This is a genomic window from Waddliaceae bacterium, from assembly GCA_018694295.1.
Taxonomy (GTDB): Bacteria; Chlamydiota; Chlamydiia; order Chlamydiales; family JABHNK01; genus JABHNK01.
On sequence record JABHNK010000055.1, the window covers coordinates 105092 to 130065 of the forward strand.

The 24974-nt window shown below is 44.4% G+C and carries 19 protein-coding genes and 2 tRNA genes; 12 read left to right on the forward strand and 9 right to left on the reverse strand.

All coding sequences use genetic code 11. The features are described 5' to 3' along the window. Positions 1–218: 218 nt before the first annotated feature. Entirely contained in the window at positions 219–698 is a 480-nt protein-coding gene (locus HN980_06120) for a 2-C-methyl-D-erythritol 2,4-cyclodiphosphate synthase (GenBank protein ID MBT6929047.1), read from the reverse strand. Between the two features lie 88 nt (positions 699–786). Here HN980_06120 and murA point away from each other — a divergent pair, with 88 nt between their 5' ends. Both murA and HN980_06130 read left to right on the forward strand, forming a co-directional pair. Then, positions 787–2169 carry a UDP-N-acetylglucosamine 1-carboxyvinyltransferase gene (murA, locus tag HN980_06125; GenBank protein MBT6929048.1) on the forward strand — a complete coding sequence of 461 codons (1383 nt, stop codon included), beginning with the start codon at positions 787–789 and terminating at the stop codon, positions 2167–2169. Between the two features lie 7 nt (positions 2170–2176). Continuing rightward, a complete protein-coding gene (locus HN980_06130) occupies positions 2177–3112 on the forward strand; it encodes a KamA family radical SAM protein (protein ID MBT6929049.1) in 936 nt (311 codons plus the stop codon). Here the strand turns inward: HN980_06130 and HN980_06135 are convergent. Together HN980_06135 and argS are read right to left on the reverse strand one after the other, a co-directional pair. Continuing rightward, on the reverse strand, positions 3101–4432 hold the full coding sequence (locus HN980_06135) for a hypothetical protein (GenBank protein MBT6929050.1): 1332 nt from the start codon (positions 4430–4432) through the stop codon (positions 3101–3103). The genes HN980_06130 and HN980_06135 overlap by 12 nt on opposite strands. A gap of 345 nt (positions 4433–4777) precedes the next feature. Next, positions 4778–6523, reverse strand: a complete 1746-nt coding sequence (gene argS / locus HN980_06140; protein MBT6929051.1) for an arginine--tRNA ligase — start codon at positions 6521–6523, stop codon at positions 4778–4780. Between the two features lie 97 nt (positions 6524–6620). Between argS and HN980_06145 the strand changes: the two genes are divergently transcribed. The 7 genes from HN980_06145 to der all read left to right on the forward strand — a co-directional run bounded on the left by HN980_06145 (position 6621) and on the right by der (position 13748). Then, positions 6621–7361 (forward strand): DUF2709 domain-containing protein, encoded by a 741-nt coding sequence (locus tag HN980_06145; GenBank protein ID MBT6929052.1) that lies wholly within the window; start codon positions 6621–6623, stop codon positions 7359–7361. Positions 7362–7376: 15 nt separating this feature from the next. Next, positions 7377–7802, forward strand: a complete 426-nt coding sequence (gene tsaE / locus HN980_06150; protein MBT6929053.1) for a tRNA (adenosine(37)-N6)-threonylcarbamoyltransferase complex ATPase subunit type 1 TsaE — start codon at positions 7377–7379, stop codon at positions 7800–7802. Between the two features lies 1 nt (position 7803). After that, entirely contained in the window at positions 7804–8442 is a 639-nt protein-coding gene (locus HN980_06155; protein ID MBT6929054.1) for a YihA family ribosome biogenesis GTP-binding protein, read from the forward strand. A 14-nt stretch (positions 8443–8456) separates the two neighbouring features. After that, complete coding sequence (locus tag HN980_06160; GenBank protein MBT6929055.1) at positions 8457–9206, forward strand: DNA polymerase III subunit epsilon; 750 nt, start codon at positions 8457–8459, stop codon at positions 9204–9206. 78 nt (positions 9207–9284) lie between these two features. Continuing rightward, positions 9285–10493 carry a phosphoglycerate kinase gene (locus tag HN980_06165; GenBank protein ID MBT6929056.1) on the forward strand — a complete coding sequence of 403 codons (1209 nt, stop codon included), beginning with the start codon at positions 9285–9287 and terminating at the stop codon, positions 10491–10493. A 224-nt stretch (positions 10494–10717) separates the two neighbouring features. Further along, positions 10718–12310 (forward strand): NTP/NDP exchange transporter, encoded by a 1593-nt coding sequence (locus tag HN980_06170; protein ID MBT6929057.1) that lies wholly within the window; start codon positions 10718–10720, stop codon positions 12308–12310. A gap of 100 nt (positions 12311–12410) precedes the next feature. Next, positions 12411–13748, forward strand: a complete 1338-nt coding sequence (gene der, locus HN980_06175; protein MBT6929058.1) for a ribosome biogenesis GTPase Der — start codon at positions 12411–12413, stop codon at positions 13746–13748. Between the two features lie 275 nt (positions 13749–14023). On the opposite strand, the gene clpX is transcribed toward der, so the two are convergent. The 6 genes from clpX to HN980_06205 form a co-directional block, all read right to left on the reverse strand. Continuing rightward, positions 14024–15259: an ATP-dependent Clp protease ATP-binding subunit ClpX gene (gene clpX, locus HN980_06180; GenBank protein ID MBT6929059.1), complete on the reverse strand. Its 1236-nt coding sequence runs from the start codon at positions 15257–15259 to the stop codon at positions 14024–14026. Positions 15260–15274: 15 nt separating this feature from the next. Next, the gene (locus HN980_06185) at positions 15275–15865 is read right to left on the reverse strand and encodes an ATP-dependent Clp protease proteolytic subunit (GenBank protein ID MBT6929060.1); all 591 of its coding nucleotides are present in this window, start codon (positions 15863–15865) and stop codon (positions 15275–15277) included. A gap of 105 nt (positions 15866–15970) precedes the next feature. Further along, positions 15971–17347, reverse strand: coding sequence for a trigger factor (gene tig, locus HN980_06190; GenBank protein ID MBT6929061.1), 1377 nt, complete (start codon positions 17345–17347; stop codon positions 15971–15973). A 32-nt stretch (positions 17348–17379) separates the two neighbouring features. Further along, positions 17380–17451, reverse strand: a tRNA-Gly gene (locus HN980_06195). Positions 17452–17536: 85 nt separating this feature from the next. Further along, a tRNA-Gly gene (locus HN980_06200) sits at positions 17537–17608 on the reverse strand. A 368-nt stretch (positions 17609–17976) separates the two neighbouring features. Beyond that, positions 17977–18915: a hypothetical protein gene (locus HN980_06205; GenBank protein ID MBT6929062.1), complete on the reverse strand. Its 939-nt coding sequence runs from the start codon at positions 18913–18915 to the stop codon at positions 17977–17979. Between the two features lie 188 nt (positions 18916–19103). Here HN980_06205 and HN980_06210 point away from each other — a divergent pair, with 188 nt between their 5' ends. From HN980_06210 to HN980_06220, 3 genes are all read left to right on the forward strand, one after another. Beyond that, a complete protein-coding gene (locus tag HN980_06210; GenBank protein ID MBT6929063.1) occupies positions 19104–22571 on the forward strand; it encodes a DEAD/DEAH box helicase family protein in 3468 nt (1155 codons plus the stop codon). Positions 22572–22688: 117 nt separating this feature from the next. Further along, positions 22689–23729, forward strand: a complete 1041-nt coding sequence (locus HN980_06215) for a rod shape-determining protein (GenBank protein MBT6929064.1) — start codon at positions 22689–22691, stop codon at positions 23727–23729. A 182-nt stretch (positions 23730–23911) separates the two neighbouring features. Further along, a partial coding sequence (locus HN980_06220) for a phosphoenolpyruvate carboxykinase (GTP) (GenBank protein MBT6929065.1) occupies positions 23912–24974 on the forward strand: 1063 nt, incomplete at its 3' end.

Consider the following 24974-nt stretch of genomic DNA (forward strand, 5'->3'; position numbering starts at 1 on the left):
ACGTTCTACCACGGAGGCACGGAGCGCACGGAGAAAAAAAGTTTAAAGAAGAAAAATTGTTGGTGGGTTCTCCCCAAAACCCCCAAAAAGCATAAGAAAACCTTCGGAGTTCTAGGGGTAAAACCACTAACCCGTCCTATTTCTTCTCTGTAAACTCCGTGGCTCCGTGGTGAAAAAATCCTAAGCTTTTTCATTGAACATTGATAACTGGTCACTAGTCACTGATTAGTGGTGATAATAGCGAAGACCTGTATACCTTCGCCGCGGCCGCAGGCGGTGAGGCCTTCGCCACTTGTTGCTGTGATGCCGACTGATGTGATATCGATATCCATAATCTCAGCGATTTTGGCGCGCATGTCGTCGAGTCTCTTTCCGATGATGGGTTTTTTTGCTTCTATTGTTATAGCGACGTGGTTGATCTTTTTGTCGCCGAGGGTTTCTATGGCTTTATGGAGGTATACGCTGCTGTCGGTGATGCCGTCTTTCTCAAGAAGCTCGTCGGCGATGGTTCCGAGGATACGTATTCCTGTAACAGAGCTTATGGCGTTGCAGATAGCGTGTAGGACGACATCGCCGTCGGAGTTCGCCAGCATTCCTGGGGCATTGTCGAAGATAACACCTCCTAGGATACACGTTTTCGATGATTCCTCAGAAACAAAGCGGTGGCTGTCTTGTCCTATACCAGTACGTATTGTCATATGCGACCTCTGTTATATATTTTTTAGTACAATATCATTGTAAAACATGGTATACAATAAAGAAAGAACTTATCAAAAGAAGGTATACATGGAAAAGCTTCATATCACTGGCGGCGTATCATTAAACGGACGCGTAAAAGCTGCGGGCGCAAAAAATGCTATAACAAAACTTCTTGTTGCCTCACTTATCTCTGACAAAAAGTGTGTCTTCTACAACGTCCCCAATATCAAGGAGGTAGAGATCACTGTATCTTTGTGTGAAGAGATTGGCATGGAAGTTTCCTGGGACCGCGATGCTGGCACCATGGAAGTCCAAACTGTAGAGCTAAACTCTTCATATATCCCGCAGAGATTCTCCGGTGCCAACAGGATTCCTATCCTTATGATAGGAGCTCTTCTTGGTCGCACCGACGCCGACATCATCATCCCTACCGTCGGCGGGTGTCCTATTGGCAAGAGGCCTGTAGACTTCCACCTTCAAGCTCTTCGTGACCTCGGCGCTACGATAGAATACCGTGAGATGAAAAAAGAAGGGGCATATTTCGCCCATGCTCATCATGGCCTTACGGGTTCAGTGATAACATTACCGTTCCCTTCCGTCGGAGCTACCGAGAATACCATCTTAGCGAGTATCCGCGCTAAGGGGACAACGATCATCCAGAACGCTGCTGTCGAGCCAGAGATTATGGATCTCATCTTATTTCTTCAGAAGCTCGGCGCCATCATCACCGTCGATACCAATAGAGTAATCGTCATCCAAGGAACAAAGACCTTCTATGAAGTAACACATACTGTCATCCCCGATAGAATCGAAGCCGCTTCGTTCGGTATGGCAGCGATAGCGACGAAGGGCCGTGTTTTTGTCGAGAACATCAACCATATCGATATGGTAACTTTCCTCAACAAACTCCGTGAAGTTGGTGGTGGCTTCGATGTCAAGAATGACGGCATAGAGTTTTTCTATAACGGAGCTCTTAATAGCAACATACATATAGAGACCGACGTACATCCCGGATTTATGACCGACTGGCAGCAACCGTTCGTCGTACTTCTTTCCCAGGCCGAAGGCACTGCCGTCATCCATGAGACTGTCTATGAGAACAGATTCGGATATACTAATATGCTTAAAAACATGGGCGCCGACATCGAGCTCTTCAAGCAATGCCTTGGTGGTAAGCCGTGCCGATACTCGCAGCAGAATTACTATCATAGCCTCGTCGTCAAAGGCCCTACTCCTCTGATAGGGAAAAACATCACCATCCCCGACCTTCGTGCCGGTTTCGCATATGTCTTGGCAGCGCTCATCGCCGAAGGCGACAGTACTATAGAAGGCGTGCCTTTCCTCGACAGAGGCTACGAAAATATCGTAGAGAAGCTCGGCGGCTTAGGCGCAGAGATCTCCCGCGTCGATACTGACGACAAAGGCCTTCCACAGGAACTGGTAATAGAAGAAGAGCCTGCGACGGTATAACGGTATAATGGACACGCTAGCTCTTGCAAAAAAACTATGTCTCGATGACGAGAAGAAGAAACATATTCTTTTTAATCCCGACTTCCCCTGTGTCATCCCAAAACGGCTTCTCGATGCCATGGAAAAAGGAACTCTTGACGACCCTCTCTTTAAACAATTCGTCCCGCTGAAAGAAGAGCTGCTCGAAACCTCCGGATTTTCTGAAGACCCCCTAGATGAAAAAGAATTTTACAAGACAGAAAAGCTCCTCCACAAATACCATGGAAGGGTGCTGCTTCTCACATCGCCACATTGCGCTATGAACTGTAGGTTCTGCTTCAGGCGTCACGCCCCAGAAATCCCCTCTTCTTCTTTCGCAAAAGAGCTCGCCTATATCGCCAAAGACAATACCATCACAGAAGTCATCCTCAGCGGCGGCGATCCCCTGTCTCTCAGCAACGAAAAACTCAACGCTCTTATCAATTCCCTCAACGACATACCGCATATCAAACGCATACGCTTCCATACGCGATATCCTATCGGCATCCCAGAGCGTATCGACGAAGGCTTCGTCGAAATCCTACAACACTGCTCGAAACGGCTGTGGTTCGTTCTTCACGTAAACCACGCCAACGAGCTAGGCAACGACGTATTCGCCGCCATAAAAAAAATCCAAAGACTCGGAATCCCCGTCCTCACACAAACCGTTCTGTTGAAAGGCGTCAATGACAATGTAGATATTCTGGAAGATCTTTTTTCCGCCCTCATAGACGAAGGCATCGTCCCATATTACCTACACCACCTCGACAAAGTACAAGGCGCCGAACATTTTTACGTTTCAAAAAACAGTGGATGTGTCTTCATCGAAGAATTAAAAAAACGCCTCTCAGGCTTCGCCGTCCCACGCTATGTCGAAGAAATCCCCAACGAAGCTTGCAAGATCTCCATCTCTTTAGATCGATAGCGATGAGAGACTTGGAAACGTCTTATTATTGAAACCTATTGTAGTAAGTAATTGTTCCATTATTTTGAAGAAAGCCATGTCGTCGCTGCTGAGAGGAAAAAAGTTGTCTGTTGCGCGGGTAATGTGGTCGGCTAGCCTCTGTTTTTCGGCGTCAGTAGCAGAAGGCGCGGCATGTTCTATGCGCTGAAGAAGGTGGTATAGTGTCATTGTGTCGCCATTACCATCATCTAGTAGGGAGAGCATATCATTCATTGACGATACTTTATCGCCACGAAGATAGTAGTCGTATATGTCGTTAGCGACGATGGTATCGCGGTATGCCTTTTCCGTTGCTGGGAATGGTTTTCCTTCTGTCAGCAAGGACATTGTTGAGACAAATTCGCTGTGTGGAGAATTTGGTGCGACGAATGTTCCGCCGATAGCGGTGATATATTTGTCGATAGCATTGTAGTTTACAGGGACGGAGAAACTTCCGTGGCATGATACTTTTACATCGCTGCATTGTTTCATCTGCTCATCGGTGACGATTCCCTGGTCTGCGGCGAGGAGAAGCATATGTCCTTTCGACATAGCATTAAGGCGTCGTATCGTATTACACGCTCCTACTGGCATTCCGAAGGCGATATTGTCGTAGGTAGTGCTGTATTTTTCAACGATGCTATCGAGGATGCCGTCGCTATAATATGGTTGCGTTGCTGGTACGTCGTGGTATGATATTTTTTCGGAAACGACAGGCCACAGATCACCGTCGGCGTACTGTATATTGCGTTTGTATAGTGTGCCATCGCGTATTATGAAGATATCGTTGACGATGATGTCAAAGAAATACCCTCCTATTGCTACGAGGGGGTTCTCTAGTGCTTCTTGTGAAAGATTTTCTCTTGACTCGTTGAGCAAAATCTCAGCGGCGCCATCGGCGTCGTTGCCATTGAAGAAGGCTGTGTGGGCTGTGCCGTCGTCGAAATATTTCTTTAGCAATGGGTGGCTTGCGACATGCGACATATTTTCTTCGGAGATGTCGGTCATAACATATCGTATTGAGACATTATGTTTTTTTAGGCGTGGAAGTATTTCTTTAAGAAACAAAAAAGCAAAACGTCCTGCTCCTGCTCCGAGGTCTACGATAGTAAGTGGTTTTGTGGTGTCGAAGATATCGTTATTTATACATTCTTCTACGAAGGTATCGACGATGTTGACGTAATGGCTGGCGATTAGGGTGTTGCTCGTGAGAAACCACGGCACCATATTCTTCTGCCATGCTTGCACACCATGACGTTGGTATTCGTCATGCTGCCGCTGCCATAAATCACTTTTAACCATATCATGCCCTCTTTCATATCTTTTGTGTAAAAGTATATACGAGAAGATCATTTTTCGTTTGCACAAATATCATATTGAAACTCATATTTTCTCTAAAGATGGTTTTTTTACCTGGGGTGTTTTAGCCAATCATTGAACATTTTACATAAGGAACAAAAGGCGCACTTTGGATATTTTGTTTTCTTCTCTCGGCGCTCGTCTCGAGCGTCGAGACGGCAAAGGCAAAACGAAGCACTATGATACGCACGCATCGCGCGCATCATAGTGCTTCGTTTTGCCGCGGGTTTACAAAGGGAAATTTTCCCTTTGTCGCGGGATTGTTAAGGGTACGCGGAGTACCCTTAACTACATACGTTCGACGGTAGTGACGCCTAGGATGTTTAGGCCTTGTCGCATTATTTGTGCAGTTGTTTCGCATAGGAGGAGTCGTTGATTTTGTTCTGCTGTCCCTTCTACTCTGCAATCCCTGAAGAAGGCGTTGAATTTCTCTGCTAGATTGTATAGGTAGTCGGTTAATCTGTTGGGAAGAAGGTCACGTGTTATTGATTCTAGTGCTTCGTTGAATCGGGCGATGTGGAGTCCGAGGGATATTTCCGAGGGGTGTTGCAGGTTTATTTTTTCTTTGATGGCCGTGATATCGACATTTATTTTTCTTTGTATTCCGTGTATACGCACGTACGAATACATAAGGTATGCTGCAGTATTGCCTTCGAATTTTAGCATCCTTTCGTAGCTGAAGGTGTAGTCGCCGGTGCGGTGGCATGACAGGTCGGCGTATTTCACGGAACCGATACCTAGTGCCTCGGCGATGGTTGTGATATCTTCTTCGCTCATGGCGTCGTCACGTTCGTGAAGGATCTCTTTTGCGCGTTGTACTGCGTTTGTTAGGAGATCTATTAGTCGTTCTGTCTCTCCTGACCGTGTTTTGAATTTCTTTCCGTCGGGGCCAAGGACTAGTCCGAAAGGCACGTGATCTAGGCGTATCTTTTTTGTGTCGACATATTGTGCTTTTTCTGCTGCCTGGAAAATCATTTTGAAGTGTGTTGCTTGTCCGGCGTCTGTGACATATATTATTCTGTCGGCGTGTTCTTCTTCGACGCGTTGTCGTATTGCTGCCATGTCGGTGGTATCGTAGTTATATCCGCCGTCGGATTTCTGTACCATCAGTGGCAGCGGATTACCCTCTCTGTTGACGAAGCCCTCGAGGAAGATACATTTTGCTCCGCCGGAGACTTCTACCAGTCCTTTATTTTCGAGGTCTGCAACGACATCGGCGAGCGTTGGGTTGTAGAACGACTCCCCTCTTTCGATAAGCTTCACGTCGAGGATGTCGTACACTTCCTGGTATGCGTTACGTGATATTTCGCAGATGATGCTCCATGCTTTTAGAGCGTTGCCATCACCGCTTTGCAGTGCTACGACTTCTTGTTGTGACTTCTTTTTAAAGGTTTCGTCTTCGTCGAAACGTTTTTTGCTGGCTTTATACCATGTGACGAGGTGTGTGAGGTCGGTGTCTTCGCTTCCGTCGAGGACGTGTGGCACTTCTTCTTTCATATATGCGATGAGCATGCCGAAAGCCGTGCCCCAGTCGCCGATATGGTTGAGGCGCAGGACGTCGTGTCCTAGGAACTCAAAAAGCCTTGCTAAGCAGTCTCCTATTATCGTCGAGCGGAGGTGTCCTACGTGCATTTCTTTCGCTGTATTTGGCGAGGAGAAGTCTATGACGATCTTCTGTGATTTTTCTGGTTCTTCTATGCCAAGGCGAGGATCTTCGTAGATATTTTGTACTAGCGTTGTTAGGTATGATGTTTTTATTGTGATATTGACAAACCCTGGCCCTGCGACGTCTAGTGATTCTATTATATCGCCCTTATCGACGTTTTCGCATATCGCCGCTGCTATATCGCGGGGGTTCTTCTTTAGTATTTTCGTCAGGCGCATAGCGCTGTTGCACTGGTAATGTCCACGATTTTCTTGTTTATTGGGTGTTATTTCTACGATAGTTTCATCGAAATTGTCTTTAAGCTGAGGGAATGCCGCTATTATAGCGTCATTGAAAAATATTGCGATGGTGCTTACCATGGTTTTCATAAAGATTCACCTTGAAATTAATGTCTAGAGCATGTACATTAGCATAATTAAAGTTTAAAGTTCCAATCATTTATTATTACTACGAGGTTATACTACGATGACAGAGTTTGTCATTACTAAAACGCTAAAGAAAGATTTTATCGAGCACTTAAAGTCTCAGAAAAATCCAGATCTTCTCAGCAACTATTTTTTCTTCATTGGGGATATGCTCGACATTCATCCTGTCATCTTCCCTAAGGAGAAGAAGATATATCGCAGTGTCGACGCTGTCATCAAGTCTTTGGACGACGAGAACAAACTATGCCATGAGACTGAGATCTTGATACATTATGGTCAAGAAGACGTCAATGACGAGACGACGACGATATATATATGCCCTTTTACTGGGAAGGTTTTCGGTGACAACACTAGTGTCAACCCTCAAGATGCTATATACGACTGGGTGTCTAAGTGTCCTGAGAACAAAGAGCGTATTGGCGGGTTACGTGTCAAGAGGTTCCTTTTCTCTGACGATCCTGAGCTCATCAAGAGTTATATTTCCGACAATGTAAAGACGGTAAAAAAGACGGTATATTCTTCTGTTGTCAGTGGCAAGTTATTCCATAATAAGAAAGCTGTCATTGCCGATTTCAAGAAAAACTACCTCAAAGACATTTCTTTAGAAGATGTACAGAGTCAAAAGCGCTTCGACATTGAAGAGTCTTTCCTTGAGATCCTTCAGGAGTACGTTGACGAAGACGCCATCACTGAGTTTGTCGAGGCTCTCGCCGAGCATGATGAGTTCGTTCCTTACGTCACACAGTGGGCTGAGGTCGACGAAGACGAAGAAGAGGAGTAAGATCTTCTTAATACCATGAAACGCTATACTACGACATCCCCTGAAGAAACCATCGCGTTGGGTCATTCCTTAGGGAATGCTCTCCCTGGTGGCAGTGTTGTATGTTTTTTCGGCGACCTTGCTGCTGGCAAGACGACGTTCATCAAAGGCCTTGCTTCTGGAGCTTTGGGATCTTCATACGACGACGTCAACAGTCCAACTTTCGTATATCTCAATATCTATGGCGAAGAAAGGAAGATCTACCATTTCGATTTATATCGCCTTGATAATAGTGATGATTTCCTTGCTAAAGGTTTCGACGAATATCTTCATTGCGGCGAAGACATCTGCTGTATAGAATGGTCTGAGAAGATAAAAGACCTTCTTCCTGAGGGTTATATCTCCGTTACCATGGTCCATAGCGGCGATGGTGCGCGTACCATCACCATCGAGGGAACATAATATGGCGAAATATGCTTTCAAAAACATTTCTTTTGTGACATCGGCTACGAAGCCCAGCGGGTATCCTACCTTCCGCGACTCTTCGGGCTACGAGCTTCCGGAGATTGCTATCGCTGGAAGGTCTAATGTCGGGAAGTCTACGTTATTAAACCATCTTTTCAGGAACAAGTATCTTGTGAAGACCTCTGCTACGCCTGGGAAGACACAGCTTCTGAATTTCTTCAATATCGACAGTACCTTTATTTGTTGTGACCTTCCTGGTTACGGCTATGCTCGTGTTCCTCATCGTGTCCGCAGCCACTGGGGCACTATGATCAAAGAATACCTCGAAGAACGCAAGTCTTTGAAGCTCATACTTTTTCTCATCGACATCCGCCGCATTCCCAATGACGACGACATCATGTTCCTCGAATGGGCTGCTCGTGCTGAGAAGTCTGTAATCATCGTCATCACCAAGGTCGACAAAGTCAAGAGCAACGAGAAATCCCGCAATACCCAGAAAATTCTTGGGGCTTTCGATGCTGAGAACTTGCATTATGTCCATTATTCTGCTACTAAGAACATAGGATACAACCAACTTGTCGCCATGATCAACGAAGCGCTAAATGAAGAAATAGAGTCAGTGAACAGTGATCAATAAAAAAAGGTAAAATAATGGGATTGTTACAAGAAGACACTTTCGTATGTTTCGACTGCGAGTCTACGGGCCTTGACACTGAAAACGACCATATCGTTGAGTTTGCTGCCATACGTTTCACCTTCGAGGGCATTATCGACAGTGTCGAATATCTTATCGATCCTCGTGTTCCTATCCCAGAAGAAGTCATTGCCATCCACAACATCACCGATGCTATGGTTGCTGGAAAGCCTACCATCGACAAGGTCCTTACTGAGATGTTATCGTTTATCGGCGACAGCATCGTCGTCGGCCATGGCATCGAATATGACATCGCAATGGTCTCCAATGCTGCGAAACGCCATGGTATATCCTGCTCTCTCAAGAAAAATAAATCTCTCGACACTTTACGTCTCGCACGTCTATATGGAAAAAGCCCTGTGAATTCTTTAGAGTTTCTTCGCAAGCATTTTTCTATTGAAGAAAGAGGCGCTCACCGTGCTATGAATGATGTGGTCGTCAACATTGAAGTTTTTAAAAAGCTCGTCGAGAGCTATAATACTACTGAAGATATCCTCGATGCTTTATCTAGGCCCATTGCGATGAAGACGATGCCTTTGGGGAAATACAAAGGCCGCGAATTTCGCGACATCCCCGAGAAATATCTATTGTGGGCCAAGCATCAAAATTTCGACGAAGACCTTCTTTATTCTATACGTCGCGAGCTTAAAAAGCGTAAAAACGTCAATTCTTTTGAGAAGTCTTCTAATCCATTTTCATCGTTATAGCAAATGTTTAGTCGTTTATCATTGATCATTTATTCATTATCCCTGATTGTTTGTTTTGGAGAATTAAGTGGTGGTGTTATGAAAAAAAATCATTCTTTACAAGATCTTATTGGTGAGCTTTCGGGGAAGAAGGTCCTTATCCGTGTAGACTTCAATGTCCCTCTCGACGACGATGGTGTCATTGTCGACGACACTAGGATCGTTGCGGCGTTGCCGACGATACGTGCCGTCCTTGATAATGGCGGTGCTGCTATCATCATGAGTCACCTCGGAAGACCTAAGGGTGTCCGCGATGAAGCTTTTTCTCTTAAGCCTTGTGTCGACAGTCTATCGACATTGCTTGGCATTCCTGTATTATTTGCTTCCGACTGTATTGGTGAAGATGTTTCTGCGATGAAGAAGTCTTTGAAGCCTGGAGAGGTGCTAGTATTGGAGAATCTTCGTTTCCATGCTGCCGAGACAAAGCCCGAAGAAGACTCTTCTTTCAGTGAATCTCTCGCCGACGGTGCTGATATTTATGTCAACGATGCTTTCGGTACGGCACACCGCAAACATTCTTCGACGTTTTATATTGCTAAGCATTTCCCCGGCAATGCCGTAAGCGGATTTCTTATGGACAAAGAGATCGCCTTCCTTGGCGACGCTCTTGCTGACCCCAAGCGTCCATTCTATGCCGTTATCGGTGGCGCCAAGGTGTCGTCAAAACTCGGAGTCTTACGTTCTCTTATAGAAAACGTCGATGGCATCATAATCGGTGGTGGCATGTCATATACTTTCTTAAAAGCGCAAGGCATCGCTATCGGAGACTCTATTTGTGAAGAAGATCTCCTCCAGGAAGCTCTCGATATCATCGCTTCGTGCCGTGAGAAAGGCGTAAAATTAATACTGCCCGATGATATTGTCGTTGCCGACAGCTTCGATGAAAATGCTATGACACAGATTATCGCCACTAAAGACGGCATCCCCGACGGATATCAGGGTATGGACATAGGTCCTAAAACAATAGAAACATTCTCTGAGATGCTTTCGTCAGCAAAGACGATATTATGGAACGGTCCTTTAGGAGTCTATGAGATGAAGCCTTTTGCAAAAGGAACGGAAGCTATAGCATATACCCTAGCAGAATCGGAAGCAACGACGATAGTAGGAGGTGGCGACTGTGTCGCTGCCGTCAAAACTGCTGGTGTCGCCGAGAAGATATCGCATATATCGACTGGTGGCGGTGCTGCTTTGGAATATATCGAAAAAAGAACTCTCCCCTGCGTCGAGGCTCTCGTAAACCCATGATAATAAATATTTTAAGCACTCCGGGCATTTCCTTTTTATTAACAAGGAGAGATATTTATCTTGCAAACGAATAAAAAAAACGTTATATTAAGAGCCTTCTTTTTATGTTTTAACATAATGGTGATGAAAGCAAAAAAAATACAGTTTTCAGATCGATACGCTCGTTTCCGGGCGTTGTTTTTTTTAAACAATAGCTGCTATACCAATATTATCGGTATATAAACATGTCACAACCTACGAGTAAGAGCACAGGGTTCGGCAAGCTCCGTTCGTTTTTTTGGCCCGTACGTCGTTACGAGCTTAAGAAGCTTCTTCCTATGCTCATTCTTTTCTTTTTGATATCTTTCGCTTATAACATTCTGAGGGGCGTCAAAGACACTCTCATCGTCACGGCCGAGGGTTCTGGTGCCGAAGCGATACCATTCATTAAGATGTATGCGATGTTCCCTGCTGCTATATTTCTTACTGCTCTTTTCACGCGTCTTTCTACGCATTTCAGTAGGGAGAACGTTTTTTATATCATGATATCGGTATTCATGATTTTCTTCTTATTCTTCGGCACTGTGTTATATCCTAATCGTGAGCTATTACATTTACATAGTTTTGCGGCATTCTGCACTGCCAATCTCCCTGAGGGTTTCATGGGTTTTATTGCCATGATACGGTACTGGATCTTCACATCTTTCTATGTGATGGCGGAGCTGTGGGGGGCTTTACTTCTTTCTTTACTTTTCTGGGGTTTCGCCAATGACATCACCAAGATCTGTGAAGCCAAGAGATTCTATGGTCTTTTCGCCATAGGAGCGAATGTTGCGAGCATAGTTTCCGGTCAAGTTTCGATATTTTTATCACGGAGATCCTTCAATCCAAGGCTTCATTTCGGCAGTGAAAGCTGGGAGCAATCGCTTATGCTTCTTATTTTTGTTGTCGTCATCATCTGCCTTTTGCTTATGGTAGTATTCCGTTGGATGCACTGTCACGTTCTCACTGACCCTAAACTTTGCAATGTAAAGGCCGTTACTGAGACTGCTTCTAAGAAGACGAAGATGTCGTTACGGAAAAATATTGCGTATATCCTTTCTTCAAAATATCTTTTAGGCGTTGCTGTTATCGTCGTCACCTATAATGTCGTCATAAACCTCGTAGAGGTCGTCTGGAAACACCAGATCAAGCTATTATACCCTTTACCTGCCGACTACAATGTTTATATGAACCAGATAACGACAATGACAGGCATTGTCGCCACTCTTATCGCCCTTCTTATCTCCGGAAATGCTATAAGAAAATGTGGCTGGACGTTTACTGCACTAATAACTCCAATAATTTTACTTGTCACGAGCGTAGTGTTCTTCGGAACTCTTCTTTTCAGCGGACATTTCAGCGACGTCTTAATATCTTTTACTGGGATGACGCCTCTTTACCTTGTCGCCTTCGTAGGATCCGCTCAAAACATTTTAAGCCGCGCCTCGAAATATACTGTCTTCGATGCCACTAAAGAAATAACTTACATCCCCCTCGATAGAGACGCTAGGATAAAAAGCAAGTCTGCCATCGACGGTGTGGGCTCTCGCATGGGGAAATCCGGCGGTGCTATAATTCACCAAGTTCTTCTTATGATCTTCGGTTCTTTGGCGGTAACAGCGCCTTATGTCGCAGTAATTCTGATTGTAATAATCGTTGGGTGGATCATCGCCACAAAAAGGATCGGAAAGAAAGTCGACAAAGTCGTCAATGATCACGAGTTTGCTATCTTCAACAAAAACGGTGTCATTTCTGGTGAGCGTGTCGACATTTCAGCGCCTAAAAATAGCGGATAGTTCTAGCGTATGGCTGATAGGAAAAGAACAGGATTTTTCTTTCATTTTAAGGCTCTGTACGTTATAATTCTTTTTTTATACCACAAAAATAAAGGAACCTATGTCTTCACGTCTTCCTAAAGTTGCTATTGTCGGGCGTCCCAATGTTGGGAAGTCTGCGTTATTTAACAGGATCTGCAAAAAACGTATTGCCATCGTCGACGAATCTGAGGGTGTCACTCGTGACAGGCTTTATGCCGAAGCTGAGTGTTTTGGTGTAGACTTTGAAGTCATCGATACTGGTGGTATTGCTCTAAACTCCCCTCTTCCTTTCAACGAAGAGGTCAAGCAGCAAGCTTCTATTGCCATCGAAGAGGCTGATAGCATAATTTTTGTTGTAGACGGAACTGTAGGAACTATAACTCTCGACGTCGACGTCGCGAATATTTTGAAGCGTTCCGGCAAGCCTCTTATTCTCGCCGTCAACAAGGTCGACACTCTCGACCAGGAACGTCTAATCCACGATTTTCATGGCCTTGGAATTTCTAATATCGTTGGTGTTTCAGCACTTCATGGCATAAACGTCGCAGAAATGCTCGAAGGTGCTCTTAGTCCGTTATCGTCCTCTAACGAGGGCCATTACGACAGTGGTGCTACTAAAGTCGCCATCATTGGAAGGCCTAATGTTGGGAAGTCTACGCTTATCAACACCCTTGTTGATGAAAGGCGATGTGTCGTCAGTCCTATTGCTGGCACTACGCGTGACAGCATCGACATCGAATTTTCTTATAAAGACAGCGACTATGTTTTCATCGACACTGCGGGGATACGTCGCAAGACTTCTGAGCATGAAGTTGTCGACAAGTTTGCCAGCATCCGCACTGAGCGTGCTGTCGAGCGCGCCGACATCTGTGCTCTTATGATCGACGCCCAGCAGGGAATGACTACTCAAGAGAAAAAGATCGCCCGTATGATCGAAGAGAAAGGGAAGGGATGCATACTTTTGTTTAACAAGTGGGACCTTGTCAAGGGTTTTAGGATGGAACACTGTCTTGGTAGCATCCGCGAGGAGATACCTTTCCTCAAACACTGTCCTGCTATTTTCATTTCTGCTTTGGACGGAAGGAACCTCGATAAGCTTTTCGATGAGATCCATATTGTCAAGACCGCTTCCGAGACACGCATCAGCACTCCCCAGCTCAACGATATTGTCTCTGCTGCTATGGCGCGTGTGGCGCCTCCTATGATACAAGGCAAGAGGTTAAAGATATACTATTTGACACAGACGACGTCGACACCGCCGACGTTTATTATCTTCGTCAACAAGCCCAAGCTCATGGGAACATCATATAAGAGATATATCTACAATCAGCTACGTAAGACACATCCTTTCACTGGGATGCCTGTAAACTTCATATTACGTGGAAAACAGCAAAAAACAATGATCAATTCTCAATGATCAATGATCAATGATCAATGATTAGTGAGGCGAGAGCTTCTTACAATGCTGAATAGCTGATGTTACGCGCTACCGATTTTTTACCACAAAGTTTCCCAGGATGCTTTGCCGCTCCTGCAATAAAAAGTAACAAGCCCCATTTTTACCACAGAGAGAGAAGAGAGGAATCACAGAGTTTCACAGAGAGGGGGCACTGCCGTGTCCGTGTGATAGGAATAGCGTATAGCGAATAGAATAACTGATCACTGGTCACTGAAATGCGGCGTAGCCGCATTTTACGCTGTTTTTTTCTTAGATCTTTTGATGGATGGTTTTTTGTTTGACGTTACGACTTTCTCGTCTACGACGATCTCGATAATATCTTCTTCTGAAGGGACTTCAAACATAAGGTCCAGCATTATCTTCTCTATTATCATCCTGAGGGCTCGTGCTCCTGTGCCCATTTTCGAGGCTTTATTCGCTATTTTTTTCAGGGCATTAGCGGTGAAGTGAAGCTTTACGCCTTCCATATCGAGCATATGTATGAACTGTTTTACTACGGCGTTCTTCGGGCCAGTAAGTATTTCCACAAGGTCTTCGTCTGTAAGTTCGAAGCAGCTGGCGATGCTGTTGAACCTTCCTATAAACTCTGGTATCATCCCAAAAGAGATGAAGTCTTCGGGCTCGACATGCGCGATAAGTTCGCTGACCTTCGTATGGTCGATTTCTTTTTTATCATCTTTTTTAAAGCCTATCGTGCTTTTTCCAAGGCGTTTTGCTATAACTTTGTCGAGGTTGACGAAAGCTCCACCGACAATGAAGAGGATATTCTCGGTATTTACCTTGATATATTCCTGATTAGGATGCTTACGTCCTCCTTTTGGAGGGACATTGGCGACAGTGCCTTCTATTATTTTTAGAAGTGCTTGTTGTACGCCTTCGCCGGAGACATCGCGTGTTATAGAGACGTTAGACGTCGTTCTTCCTATTTTATCGATCTCGTCGATATATATTATACCCTGTTCAGCTTTAGCGATGTCGTAGTCGGCAGCTTGTACTAGACGTAAGATGATATTTTCTACATCTTCACCGACATACCCTGCTTCTGTAAGCGTCGTAGCGTCTGTTATCGTAAAAGGGACGTCGAGAATTCTCGCTAGAGTTTTAGCGATAAGGGTTTTTCCTGACCCCGTAGGGCCTATAAGCATGACATTGGACTTGCACAGCTCAATATCGGCGGTCTTCATAGAACGTATGCGTTTGTAATGGTTATACACCGCAACGGATATGGCTTTCTTGGCGTTTTCTTGTCCTATGATATACTCATCGAGCCGTTTTTTTATTTCTCGAGGCTTCTGGATGTTGAACTCAAAATGTTCTGTCTTCTTCTCTATTATTCCCATACACAATCTGATACATTTATCACATATATATACGTCGGGGCCGGAGATTAACTTGTCGACAGCATCTTCTGTGCGGCCACAGAACGAGCATCCAGCGGTGTCTTTAGGAGAAAACGTTTTTTTTGCCATGGGATATTTTATAAGTTATAGTTCTTTAGCAACGGTGATGACTTCATCGATAATACCATATTCGCAGGCTTCTTCGGCGGTCATATAGTAATCTCTATCGGAGTCTTCGGAGATCTTCTCTACGGTCTGTCCTGTACATTCTGCTAGTATCGCTGTAAGTTTTTTCTTCGTCTTTATTATCTCTTCTGCTTGTAAAGCTATATCCGATGAGGTTCCACCAACGCCTCCCGACGGCTGGTGTATCATAACACGGCTATTAGGAAGAGCGAAGCGTTTGCCTTTAGTTCCTGCTGCTAGGAGGAATGCCCCCATCGACGCTGCCTGTCCTATGCAGTATGTGTTGACATCGCATCCCAAGAAACGCAGCGTGTCATATATCGCCATCCCTGCGGAGATGTATCCCCCTGGGGTGTTGATATACAGGTGTATATCTTTCTTAGGGTCTTCCATCTTAAGGAATAACAGCTGTGCGACGATGACATTAGCAACCTGATCATCGACCTGTGTCCCTAGGAATATTATCCTATCTTTAAGAAGTCGTGAATAAATATCCATCGAACGCTCACCGCGCCCGGTGTCTTCTATAACGTATGGTGTTAAAGACATCTGTTGTTTCTTTGATGACATACACTTTTCCTTTTGGTAACGGTTATACTTATGATGCCCTCGTTATACGAGTATTGTTATTAGACGGTCAAGTTTTTTCGGGTGCTATACGATCTTGCTCTTATCAATAAGGAAGTCTTTGACTTTAGTGGTAAGGATGTTAGCGTAAAGCTTCGACCGCAGGTCTGGATCTTTTTCGTCAAACTCCTTCCCTTTATTGAACATATACCAGTAAAGGCGCTCACGAACCATTTCCTTGTCAATATCTTCGTCTGTAACTGATATCATATTATCAACGGCAATATTTCGGACGAGGAAGAAAAAGCGTAGAACATTGTGAACTTCTTTGGCGACATCTTTTTCGATATCTTGTTCTAGCGATGATATTTCTTCGGCGCTTTTCTTCTGTTCTTTGAGCTGTCGTATCTTGTTCCTTATCCGTATCTTACGTTCTGCTTCTATCAATGAAGAAGGCAGATCGAAATCATATTTCTCTAAGATGAGGGCTTCGACTTGCTCACGAAGCGCTTCTTTTACGTCATTATCGCCTTCGCCTTCACACTGTTTACGGACATTCTCGCGTAGTTCTTCTACTGTAGTGCATCCTAATTTCTTAGCAAACTCTTCGTCGATATCAGGGAGTATACGTTTATTTATGCTGACTAGTGTTATAGCACATTTTGTTGAGACGAATTCTTTTTTAGCCTTCTCGTCAAGACGCTCGTCGAGTTCGCTGACGCCTTCAACGGTGCCACCTTTTTTTAGGCCGGTAACAAGTTTTATCATCCACGGGCTCATCTCTGCTTCGTCTAGGAGGAAACGTGTGTCATTACAAAGTTCTTTATTCTCAGACTCTTTTTCTTCTAACGATACTACGGTAAGGTTTACGTGGTCGCCGACAACAGCGATATGATCTTCTTCACATTCTTTCCAGTCGACATATCTCTCACGGAGCTGTTCGATCCTTTCATCTATCGCTTTATCATCGACAGCAACAGGGTCAACTTTTTTCAGTTCTAACTTTTTAAGGTCAACGCGAGGAACCTGTGGCTCGCTCTCATATTCGAAGACTACTACAGAACCATCATCAAGAGAGCTGCTATCGACTTTTGACGTTCTGAAACTTTTCTCGTTGAAGGGATATATCTTTGTAAGCTTCATAGCTTCATTGAAGCTAGTATGCAAAAGGAGATCACGCCATTGGTCTTCGATATGCGATTTATAGTTTTTTATTACAAGAGCCTCGGGAGCTTTACCTTTACGAAATCCTGGTACCGAGATCTCTTTATTGATCTTCTTGATGCCTTTTTTATATGCTGCTTCTGTAGCTTTTGGCGTCACTGTAACGGTCAACAAAACCCTACAATGTAGAGCTTGCTTCATGGTAACAGAGAAATCTTTGCTTGTGAACTCTGTTACAACGTCCTTTTCTGTAACAGCAACATCGGCTTTTTTATCTTCAGTTATTTTATTCTTTGCCACGAAAGATGCCTCATAATATGTTTGTAAAAAATAGCGGGTGATGAGATTCGAACTCACGACCCTCACGTTGGCAACGTGATGCTCTACCACTGAGCTACACCCGCATATACTTATAGACCTGACCCTTACCGACTATAAACGCCGAAAACACAGTGATGAGACTTATACCCATCCACCTTTATAGCTTTTAGCGGGTGATGAGACTTGAACTCACGACCCTCACCTTGGGAAGGTGACGCTCTACCACTGAGCTACACCCGCGATAAGGAAGTACAATATTATACTCTCTTTCGGTTTTTGTGCAAGAGTCAATTTGGGCATGGTTCATTTTTATTCTAGGGTCAGGCTTGCATTTTTGCATTTTCCTTCGGAGAAACGCAAAGATGACAAGCCAGACCCGTCGAATTTTGAACCATGCCTCAATTTGATTTAAAAATAAAAAAAAGCCGGTTCTGAACCAAAGAATGGAGGAAACTTTGACCCAGAACCGACAAGAATGTGTTTACATCTAATGTATTTTTTACTGTACTCCGTTTCAAAAAAAAGTTCTACTTTTTTCTTTATTTTTATTATTGCTTAATATCCAGAAGGTTATGAAGAATAGAATCATAATATTTTGTATCCTGGTGTTATTTTACAATTTTTCGTGCCGTATTTTCGAGCATATCTGTTAATGCATTCGACAACGTTGCTGCTGCTTTATAAAATTCTTCGAATGTAAACATCGCCTGTCGAAGTTGCGCCTTCGCCCTTTCGTTATAATTTTGTGTAACTATTAAAGCCTGTCTTAAGTGCAACCCTATGCTGCTGCCGTCTACGTCATCACTTGCCGCTTCTTTTCCTATTCCCCATAGATCCTTCCAAGCAGCTTCTGTTATAAATGTATCGTTAGGATTTAGGTCTGCTATGACAGCGTTAAGAGCCTCTTTCAAAGAATCACTTATAGCATCTTCTGCTGTTGACACCAAACGGTTATAGATTTTTTCCATTTCAACATAATCTATTGAATCCAAATTCGACTCGACATTTAGTTTTGGAGATATTTGTTCCGTTATGACTGTATCATCATCATCATTTTCAAATGTAACTGTAATATCGTCTACTTCATTACCTCTTTTATTAAAGAATGTCACCAATGCCGAAACATCACTAGACGCTGCCGTTATATCATCAAGAATTCCAAGAAGACCGTTCATCTGACTCACAACGGCTTCGTTTCCAACGCGTAAAAACTCAAACTGTATATAGCTTTGCATCGTCGACTTTTCAATGTCGATGCTTGGTAAGACCGGCGCATCAAGGCTTTTAAGATATTCTATCCACCACCCCTGTTTTTCTCCGTCAAGGAAATCGACAGAAAGGTCTTCGGGGAGATCGCCTGCTGGGTTAAACGTACTGTCTTTATTTTCATCGAGATACGTATTGAAATTTGTGAGCTTTTGCTCAAACTCCGTAGAATCGCTTCCTGGATAAAACTGCTTATACAAATAATACATTGGCAGCTGATAAGTATAGTTTGCTGGGGCATCATTGGGGACATCGCTATATATTGAGGTTATTTCCGTCATAATATTTTCTCCTTTTTTTGTTCCGCACCTTTCTCACACCGTGTATATGCATTTATGATGCCAACATTGCCGATGTGATAAAAATAAAGAACGTCAAAGAATAATTTTTTCATTGCATTTCTATAGTGAAAAAGGGTACAAACATTGTCTTACTTTCGTGGTATATAGGGAGCCAAGAAGGGAATTATATGTTAAATTTTCGCAAACTTCGTCGAGATTTTTCGCCATCTATTATTTCTATGGGTCGTGAATTACACGACAAAGAGATGGTTCTTTCTGCTAAAATAATATTTTTAGACAGCGAGACTATTAAAATTTGCGGTGAAGTATTAGGCAGTTACGACAATACATACGAATGTTTTCTTGAGATAAGCCGTCTTGAGTCTGAGGTTATTGATTCTAGCTGTGGCTGTCCTCTGGACCATGATTGCCAACATATTCCTGGCTTATTATTTTTCCTTGAGGATCATCTTGACAAGCTTATTGTCGAGTATTCCAATGAAGCTGATCTCGACGATCTTGACGACATCGATACTAGTGAAAAGGCGTTGCTTCTTGAGACTTTTGAGAAGTCTAAGAGCAAGCATCGTTTTCGTGAAGACGCGAACTACCAGCGCGAACTTTTACGAGAGTATAACGATGCCGCCCGTGTTTTTCGTCGTTCTCCATTTTTCTTACCTCAGGAGAGTCTTATTGAGGACAATGCCGAGCTCATCCTTATCTTCGACCCTCCTTCTTCTCGTCTTTCTTCTGGCGGTCATAATATTCAGGTGATGCTTCGTTTTCCATGGCGCTCCAAGCTTATGCTTATTCCTGACATCAAGGAGTTTCTTGAGTCGATACGTTATCATGAGCCTTTTACTATCAATGGCAGGCGTTTTTTCTTCACGCATCGTTCTTTCGATACTGCTAGCACGGAAGTTATTAGCATGCTTCTCGATCAGGTGCATTATTATGCTGACGATGATGACAGTGACCGACGCACAGCGATGTTGAACCACGATGCTTTCGGCGCTCTTCTTGCTGCTGTTTATTCTTTGGGCAGCGACTCATCGCTTGGCAGTGACGTACATACCATGCCCTGTCTTTATCGTGGCAGCATTGAGACACCTTTAACATTCTCTCCGCGTCCTGCCAAACTACGTTTTATGTTAGAGCTTTTCAAGACGCCGAGTTTAAAGCTTTTATTAAAGCCTCTTATTGTCGTTGATGACGACGAGGTCATCGCTCCTGACGACGCCAATCTTTTCGAATGCACTAAGCCTGGAATGATTTACAACAACATTTACTATCGCTTCCGTGACTCTATTAAGAGGATGCATCTTCAGAGTCTTCCTACTATAAGTACGATGACCATCCCAGAGCCTCTTTTTGGTACCTTTGTCGAGAACTCTTTGCCTGAGCTACAGTCGTGTGCTGAGGTTTCTAATATTGATGTTCTAAAGAATTTCGTTACTATACCTTATGTCGACAATGTCGAGGCGCGCTGTGACATCAACTATCTTAATGGAGAGCTGGAGGCCACGCTTTTCTTTTTATATGGCGACCACGAAGTCCCTGCTGCTTATGACAAGCTTTCGTATGAGGACATTACGGCGTTTGTTTCCGACGATGGTGTTGTCGCCCGCAATATCACCGAAGAGCGCTCCCTTCTTCACGATCTTTTCCAAGACTTCATCTTCGACGCCAAAGAGGGCATTTTTATTGCGAAGAGCAAGAAAAAGATCGTAGAATTTATGACCGACATTGTCCCTAAGAACCAGCATCGCGTCGAGTTTCATTGCCCTGAGAACCTTTTAGAGCAGTTTATCTATGACGACACGACATTTTCTTTGTCGTTAAAAGACGCTAAAAACATCACTACATACGATGTCGACATCACTGTCAAAGGTGCGCTTTCTGGCATATCGATGCATGTTTTGTTGGGCTGTCTTTCTTCTAACAGGCCATATATCGAGCTTACTCGCCGCAAAAAGAAATCGTCTTCCGATGAAGACGGCGGTTTTTCTCTTCCTAAGATCCTTGTTTTGGACCTAGAAGTTCTACGCCCTATTATAGAAGTTCTCGACGAGGTAGGAATAACGACTCTTGATAGCCATACTTCGGAGCGTCCGTTGTGGAGCCTTGTTGCTTTAGATTTCAAAGAAATTAAGAAGCTTCCCATTAAGTTTTCTGTTAGCGCCAAGCTAAAAGAGCTTCAGAAGCAGATTCTAGGGAAGAAGACGTTGACGGCGAGCACCATCCCCGAAGATCTCACGGCGACATTTCGTAATTACCAGGTTTCTGGGGTTTCTTGGCTTGAGCGTCTGCGTAACATGCATCTCAACGGCATCCTCGCCGACGACATGGGTCTTGGAAAAACATTACAAGCCATTGCTGCTGTTGCACAGCACAAGCGCGACAATAGCGGCAGCATTTCGCTGGTAATATGTCCTACGTCGTTGTTATACAACTGGCTCGAAGAGGTCAACAAATTCCATCCTTCTATGAAGGTTCTCATCATCGATGGTATTCCTGAACATAGGAAGAAGCTGTTATCTTCTATTAAAGACTATGACCTTATTATCACGTCGTATGGTCTTATACAGAAAGACATCGACATCTACAAAGAGGTAAACTTTTCTTATATCATCCTCGACGAAGGGCAGCACATCAAAAACCATAACACTTTGAATGCCAGGTCAGTAAAAGAGCTGTCTTCTTCTCACAAGCTTATCCTCACAGGCACTCCTATTGAGAATTCCCTCGACGAATTGTGGAGTCTTTTTGATTTCTTAATGCCAGGCCTTCTCAGCAATTACCGTAGATTTAACGATCGCTATCTTTCTCATAGCGGTAGCGCCCACAGCGACGCCCTTAAGGCTTTGAATGCCAAGGTGTCACCATTTATATTACGTCGCATGAAGAAAGACGTCCTTTCCGACCTTCCTCCTGTGTCGGAGATATTATATCATTGCAAGCTCACTGCCACGCAGCAAGAGCTGTACAGCTCGTATGTTTCTTCTGCTCGTGAGGAGCTCACCAAGCTCGTTGACAAAGAAGGGTATAACAAGGTACAGATCCATGTCCTTGCCACCCTTACCAGGCTCAAGCAGATATGCTGTCATCCTGCTATTTTCGCCAAAGACAAAGTCGAGAGCGAAGATTCTGCAAAATATGAGATGCTCTTAGAGCTTCTACAGACATTACGGCAGGGAGGGCATAAGACGGTAATCTTCAGCCAATATACTCGCATGCTTGCCATTATACGCGAAGACCTTACACGTATGGGCGTAAAGTTCAGCTACCTTGACGGTACTAGCAAAAACCGCCTTGACATTGTGAAGAAATTCAACGGCGACGCCACGATACCTATCTTCTTGGTATCGTTACGTGCTGGTGGTTCGGGACTTAACATCACCGGCGCTGACACTGTCATCCACTATGACATGTGGTGGAACCCTGCTGTCGAGCAGCAGGCTACCGACCGTGTTCACCGTATAGGTCAGAACAATAACGTCTCGGCCTATAAGCTTGTAACTCTTGGTACTGTCGAAGAGAAGATCGTAGAACTTCAGAACCGTAAGAAGGCCCTTGTAGAAAAAGTCATCACTGACGACGATGATATCATTACCAAGCTTTCGTGGGATGAAGTTTTGGAGTTGCTACAAACATGAAGAATATGTATAACTATTGTATTAAACATTTAATCTTTTAAAGGAAGTTTTACTGACATGACCAACAAAAACAATTTCTGGGCCCTTGCCAACAAACTAAAAATCAAAAGCCGTTCTATGATCGGTAAATTCAACAGTGTCACTGGGATGTTCTCCAACGACATCGGCATCGACCTTGGCACGTCGAACATCCTTGTATATGTCCGTGGAAAGGGCATTGTCCTCGTAGAGCCTTCTGTTGTAACAGTCGACTCTTTAACAAATGAAGTCCTTGCTGTTGGACACAAAGCCAAGGCTATGCTTGGTAAGACTCCTAAGAAGATCCACGCGGTACGTCCTATGAAGGACGGTGTCATCGCCGACTTTGAGATCGCCGAGAGCATGCTAAAAGCCCTTATTAAGAGGGTAACACCGTCGAGGAGCATTTTGAGGCCAAAGATCCTCATTGCCGTACCTTCAGGGATTACTGGCGTTGAGAAGCGCGCCGTCGAAGATTCTGCACTACATGCTGGCGCTCAAGAGGTCATCCTCATCGAAGAGCCTATGGCTGCTGCTATCGGCGTAGACCTTCCTGTCCATGAGCCTTCTGCTAATATGATCATTGACATCGGTGGTGGTACTACCGAGATAGCAATAATCTCTTTGGGAGGGATTGTTGAGTCACGTTCTTTACGTATCGCCGGCGATGAATTCGACGACTGCGTAATAAACTATATGCGTCGCACCTACAATCTTTTGATCGGCCCCCGTACTGCTGAGGAGATCAAGATGGCGATAGGGTCGGCATATCCTCTTGGCGACAACGAGCTTGAGATGGAAGTCCGCGGCCGCGACCAGGTTGCTGGCCTTCCTATCACTAAGCGTATAAATTCTGTAGAGATCCGCGAATGTCTTGCCGAGCCTATACAGCAGATCGTCGAAGCCGTAAAGCTTACCCTAGAGAAATGCCCTCCGGAACTTGCCGCCGACCTTGTCGAGCGTGGCATGGTCCTTGCCGGTGGTGGTGCTTTGATAAAAGGCATCGACAAAGCTCTAATTAAAGAGACAGGACTTCCTGTAATAATAGCTCCGAACCCTCTCCTTGCCGTATGTCTCGGCACTGGAAAGGCTCTTGATTTCCTAGAAAAATTCAAGCGCAGGAAGATGGTAAACGTATAAAAACGCACTATATTTTTAGACCTTGATTACAATCTAGCCTTTGACATAAGGAGTTAACGCACAAGAAACATACACACACACTTTTAAGGAGAACGACTATGCAACCTGTATCAGCAAGCTCTTACGCTCCAGCGCCTTGCGCTGTACCAACTCAAGCACATGCACAACACGAGGTAGGACCTATGAGAAAAGTATTTTCTAAAGAAGACATTCCACAAGAAGGCGTCCTTGAAGCATGGACGGTGAATTCTGATCTTATTAGTTGGGTTCGTGAGAAGGTCAGCCTATGCACTCCAGACGAAGTATATCTCTGTGACGGTTCTGATGAAGAATATACCGAGTTGTGCGATCTTTCGGTAGAAAAAGGCTCGTTTATCAAACTCGACGAAACGCTACGTCCTAACAGTTACCTCGTCCGCTCCGACCCTGATGATGTTGCTCGTGTCGAAAGCAAGACATTCATATGTTCTGAGAGTAAAGAAGACGCCGGCCCTACGAACAATTGGAAAGACCCTAGCGTTATGAAGCATGAGCTCCAAGGCAAGTTTTCAGAGTGTATGAAGGGCAGGACGATGTATGTCATACCATTCTGTATGGGTCCTATAGGTTCGCCGATGTCAAAGATCGGCGTCGAGATCTCCGACTCTCCGTATGTTGTCTGTAATATGAAGATCATGACTCGCATGGGAGAGCAGGCTCTCGATAAACTTACTGAAGCAACCCCTTTCATACCATGTATTCATTCTGTTGGCCAGCCTCTAGCTCATGGAGAGCAAGATGTTCCGTGGCCTTGCAATCCCGATGAAACATGCATCGCACATTTCCCCGAAACGAAAGAGATCTGGTCGTTTGGCAGTGGCTACGGCGGCAATGCTCTTCTTGGCAAGAAATGTCTGGCATTGCGCATAGCGTCTGTTATGGCAAGTGAAGAAGGGTGGCTCGCCGAGCATATGCTTATCTTAAAGATTACAAATTCTGACAGCGAAGTTAAATTTATCACTGGTGCTTTCCCTAGTGCATGTGGCAAGACAAACCTCGCCATGCATACGCCTACGATACCAGGTTGTAAAGTAGAATGTGTCGGAGACGACATCGCATGGCTGCATCCTGGAGACGATGGAAAGCTGTATGCCATAAACCCTGAGGCAGGGTTCTTCGGCGTAGCGCCTGGGACGTCGATGGAGTCAAACCCCAATGCCATGAAGTCGTTAACAGAAAACTGTCTCTTCACCAACGTCGCTTTAA

Bases quoted from the DNA above. Each gene is read 5' to 3' on its own strand.
- clpX (MBT6929059.1), bottom strand. From the start codon at position 15,259: ATGGCAAAAAAAACGTTTTCTCCTAAAGACACCGCTGGATGCTCGTTC.
- HN980_06155 (MBT6929054.1), top strand. From the start codon at position 7,804: ATGGCGAAATATGCTTTCAAAAACATTTCTTTTGTGACATCGGCTACG.
- argS (MBT6929051.1), bottom strand. From the start codon at position 6,523: ATGAAAACCATGGTAAGCACCATCGCAATATTTTTCAATGACGCTATA.
- HN980_06215 (MBT6929064.1), top strand. From the start codon at position 22,689: ATGATCGGTAAATTCAACAGTGTCACTGGGATGTTCTCCAACGACATC.
- HN980_06145 (MBT6929052.1), top strand. From the start codon at position 6,621: ATGACAGAGTTTGTCATTACTAAAACGCTAAAGAAAGATTTTATCGAG.
- der (MBT6929058.1), top strand. From the start codon at position 12,411: ATGTCTTCACGTCTTCCTAAAGTTGCTATTGTCGGGCGTCCCAATGTT.
- HN980_06130 (MBT6929049.1), top strand. From the start codon at position 2,177: ATGGACACGCTAGCTCTTGCAAAAAAACTATGTCTCGATGACGAGAAG.
- HN980_06205 (MBT6929062.1), bottom strand. From the start codon at position 18,915: ATGACGGAAATAACCTCAATATATAGCGATGTCCCCAATGATGCCCCA.
- HN980_06165 (MBT6929056.1), top strand. From the start codon at position 9,285: ATGAAAAAAAATCATTCTTTACAAGATCTTATTGGTGAGCTTTCGGGG.
- HN980_06210 (MBT6929063.1), top strand. From the start codon at position 19,104: ATGTTAAATTTTCGCAAACTTCGTCGAGATTTTTCGCCATCTATTATT.
- HN980_06185 (MBT6929060.1), bottom strand. From the start codon at position 15,865: ATGTCTTTAACACCATACGTTATAGAAGACACCGGGCGCGGTGAGCGT.
- HN980_06170 (MBT6929057.1), top strand. From the start codon at position 10,718: ATGTCACAACCTACGAGTAAGAGCACAGGGTTCGGCAAGCTCCGTTCG.
- HN980_06120 (MBT6929047.1), bottom strand. From the start codon at position 698: ATGACAATACGTACTGGTATAGGACAAGACAGCCACCGCTTTGTTTCT.
- murA (MBT6929048.1), top strand. From the start codon at position 787: ATGGAAAAGCTTCATATCACTGGCGGCGTATCATTAAACGGACGCGTA.
- HN980_06135 (MBT6929050.1), bottom strand. From the start codon at position 4,432: ATGGTTAAAAGTGATTTATGGCAGCGGCAGCATGACGAATACCAACGT.
- tsaE (MBT6929053.1), top strand. From the start codon at position 7,377: ATGAAACGCTATACTACGACATCCCCTGAAGAAACCATCGCGTTGGGT.
- HN980_06160 (MBT6929055.1), top strand. From the start codon at position 8,457: ATGGGATTGTTACAAGAAGACACTTTCGTATGTTTCGACTGCGAGTCT.